3 protein-coding genes are annotated in these 3233 nt (G+C 66.3%); all 3 read right to left on the bottom strand.

Features of this window, described 5'->3' with window-relative positions; all coding sequences use genetic code 11:
• Window positions 1-40 precede the first annotated feature (40 nt).
• The 3 genes from ACTQ48_RS10935 to ACTQ48_RS10925 are packed head-to-tail and all read right to left on the bottom strand — an operon-like array spanning window position 41 to window position 3063.
• Complete coding sequence (locus ACTQ48_RS10935) at window positions 41-1279, bottom strand: hypothetical protein (RefSeq protein ID WP_441570928.1); 1239 nt, start codon at window positions 1277-1279, stop codon at window positions 41-43.
• A complete protein-coding gene (locus ACTQ48_RS10930) occupies window positions 1276-2817 on the bottom strand; it encodes a hypothetical protein (protein WP_441570926.1) in 1542 nt (513 codons plus the stop codon). The genes ACTQ48_RS10935 and ACTQ48_RS10930 overlap by 4 nt, the downstream gene beginning before the upstream one ends.
• A gap of 3 nt (window positions 2818-2820) precedes the next feature.
• Window positions 2821-3063: a hypothetical protein gene (locus tag ACTQ48_RS10925; protein ID WP_343091535.1), complete on the bottom strand. Its 243-nt coding sequence runs from the start codon at window positions 3061-3063 to the stop codon at window positions 2821-2823.
• Window positions 3064-3233 lie beyond the last annotated feature (170 nt).

Genomic DNA, 3233 nt, shown 5'->3' with positions numbered 1-3233 from the left:
CCCCCCCCCCCCCCCCCCCCCCCCCCCCCCCCCCCCCTATTTACACCCACAAGACGCCAACCGAGATGCTAAGAGAAGTCTCGTGGGCTCGGAGATGTGTATAAGAGACAGTCTGGATGCCGTTGAGCATCGTCCGCTTGATGGCCGGGGTGAACATCCGCGCGCTCTCCTCCGCTTCGAGGACGAGGTCCTCCTTCGCGGCGTAGATAGCCTCAGCGCTGGACGGGTTGTCCTGGATGATGCCGAGAGAGCCGACGGGGATGCCGGTCTCGCCGCTGAAGAGCGTGCCCCAGAAGCGCAGCAGCTCGGCGTGCGGCTGCATGCTCACCTGCGGGAACTGGTTGAGGATAGGGTCGGGGTCGTCCGGATTCTCAGGCGTGGAGAGTGTGAGCATCTTGCCGATGAGGACGTCCCACTCGGACTTGCCGTTCTGGAACAGGTCCTCCTCGGACACGTTGAGCCCGTAGCGCTGGGGCGTCACGAAGAACTCCGCGCCGAGCTCCGCGCGGACCATGGACCGCATCGCTGCCTGGATGAGATACATGACCGACCGGGTGATGCGGCTCCCGCCGAAGGGGCGCGACGTGCGCGGGTGGTAGAGCAGCGGCTCCACCGGCACACGGCCCAGGCCGTAATCCTGACGCTCGACGTCCCAACGCCAGTCGAACTCGTCGCGCTCGTCACGACGGCAGTCATACATCCTGTCCTTGTTGAAGAAGATGAGGCGGCGGACAGGGTTGAGCGCGCCGACGCCCGTCGCGTACATCGAGTCGTCCACGTCGATGAGGATCAGGGCCGAGTCGAGGCCGCGCCGGGACCAGTTCCACCGGCCGGTCGCGTGGAGAGCGTCGTGGGCGCTGAAGACGATGTCCGGCTCGCCCGCAGCGGTTTCACCCTCCATGGTGAGGAGGAAGCCGGGGCTGTGGATGAACGCCGACGTGGTCGCCTGGGGCATGTCCACGTCCATGGAGTTGTCCTCCCACATCGCGCTGATGCCGAAGTTGTCGTCCATGCCGGGGTCGCCGAACGTGAACGACTCCATGCGGACTCGGCGCGCGAGATGGTCGACGGCCTTCTGGCCCCAGCCGGAGGCCACCTCGATGGAGCGGAAGCGCTGCGGGATGGCGACGCCGAGGTCCTTCCACTTCTCCTTGAGGTCGTAGATGTCCGCCCGCCGCTTGTTGCCCGCGTGGCGTGCCTCGAGCTGGCGGTGCAGGTACTCCAGCTCGAGGAAGTCCTCCTCGGGGAGCTGCATCCGCAGCTGGTCCGTGTTGATCATCCGACAGCAACCTTCCGTCGTCCGCGCTCTCCGATCTTCGGGCGCTTCACCTTGGGCATCGTGACACCGTACAGAGCCAGTGTACCTCCCACGAAGGGTGAGATGTCCTCGTCAGCCTTCTTCCGGTTGAGCACCCAGGAGTCGCTGACCTCACGCTTCTTGGAGGCGCGCATCGCTGCGCTCAGCTCATCCTGGTCGGCGTGGGTGACGCTGCCCGCTACGATGCCGTCGTACATCTGCCCGCAGGCCATGGCGACGTCGCGCGTGTTGAGCAGGGTCACCTGCACCTTGTTCGCCTTCAGAGCCCCGGCGAGGGACGCGGCCGGGCTCAGAGCGTCCATCATCACGGCTCGAGTCTTGTTCTCCGGGTCGTGGACGAAGTCCTTGACGAACTTCACCACCCAGTCCGTCCCGGCTCCTCGAGCGAGGAGCTGCATGTGCCGCTTGCGGTGGGACTTGTCGGTGTAGCCCGCCAGCGTGATGGACGAGTGGGTGCGTGCCGGGTTGACGTCGACGCACAGGCTGAGACCGTCGTAGAAGCCCGCGTCGGGATCCGCTTGCCGGTTCCAGATGGAGGCGGGGATGATGGCGTCGATGCCCTCCTCGTCCCACTCTCCTAGGCGGTCACGGCGGAACGTCTCCTCGTCCATGGCGGCGAACTCGTCCTCGATCGCCGAGAGCGGGATGCGGCTGGGGCACGCCGGGTTGGCAGCCACCCAGTGGCGGGGGTCGCTGTAGTCGTAGGAGGACTCCTGGCCCGGCTCCGGGCCGGCTCCCCACTCCACCCAGGCCTGACGCGGCGAGCTGCCCGCCTTGGCCTGGAGGCGCTGTCGCGTGATGACTTCGCCGTTCATCTCGGGTGACGGCGGCGTGCCGCACATCCACATCTGGCTGTTCGGGATGGCCGAGAGCGTGGGGAGGATGGCGGCGAGGACGGCGAAGCCCAGCTCCTGAGCCTCATCCAGGAGGATCGTGGAGGCGGAGAAGCCTCGCCCCGAGCCCTTGGTCCGCGCCATGAACGAAACACGGGTCGTACGGGTGATGCGAGCCTTGCCGCTGCCGTAGAACTCGATGCCCTCTCGGCCGTTGGTGCTGTGGATCCGCTTTACCCTCTTGCGGAGGATGTCGTAGTCGGTGGTGAGGTTCTTCAGCGAGTAGAACGACTCCATGGCCGTCTTGACCTCGTGAGCCGAGTGGATGATGTGGGGCTCATTGAGGAGCAGGATGCCGACCACCTGTCGCGCCAGCAGGGAGCGGCTCTTGCCGTTCTGGCGGGGCTCGATGAAGCCGAACTGGGTCGCGGCCCAGGTGCGGGGGCGGCCGGGCAGCACAAGGTGAGTCTCAGACTCCTCGACGTGCCGGTAGGACATGCCGACGTCGAAGGCGTGCTGCTGGTGCCCGTCGAGGCTGAGGCCGACGGAGTTGGCGACGACGGTCGCCGCCGCGCCGAGGGAACCATCACGCTCGGGGATCTTCTCGAAGCGGGGCGGAGGGTAGGGCGGCGCGGGGGCAGCGCGCCGGGGAGTGGCGACAGCCACGAATCAGCCCTCCAGCGCGGCGAGGGCAGCAGCCAGAGCCTCTTCGGCGGGGTCGGACTCGGCGACGTCGCGGTCGATCATGGTCTCGATGTCCTTGCAGATGAGGCGAAGCTGCCCCATCATGGCGACGATGTCCTTGGGGATCTCGCAGATGTCGATCTCGTCGGTGAGCCGGTCACGGGCAGCGATCAGGATGTCGAGCTGGCTTCCGCCTCGAGCGGCAGCCGAAAGGGACTTGCTGGCCATGGGAACCTCCTGGGTTATGGCGTCGGGGGTACGTGCCTGGTGGATCCAGGGTACGCGACGCGAGCGACAGCTCGCTCTTCTGTCCGAAGACACCATCTGATATACCCACGGGGGTATGTGGCTGTCTCTTATACACATCTGACGCTGCCGACGATCCTCGAGCTGTGTAG

This window comes from Collinsella sp. Sow4_E3 (assembly GCF_052116285.1).
Taxonomy (GTDB): Bacteria; Actinomycetota; Coriobacteriia; order Coriobacteriales; family Coriobacteriaceae; genus Collinsella.
This window is presented reverse-complemented; position numbering and strand designations above follow the sequence as displayed.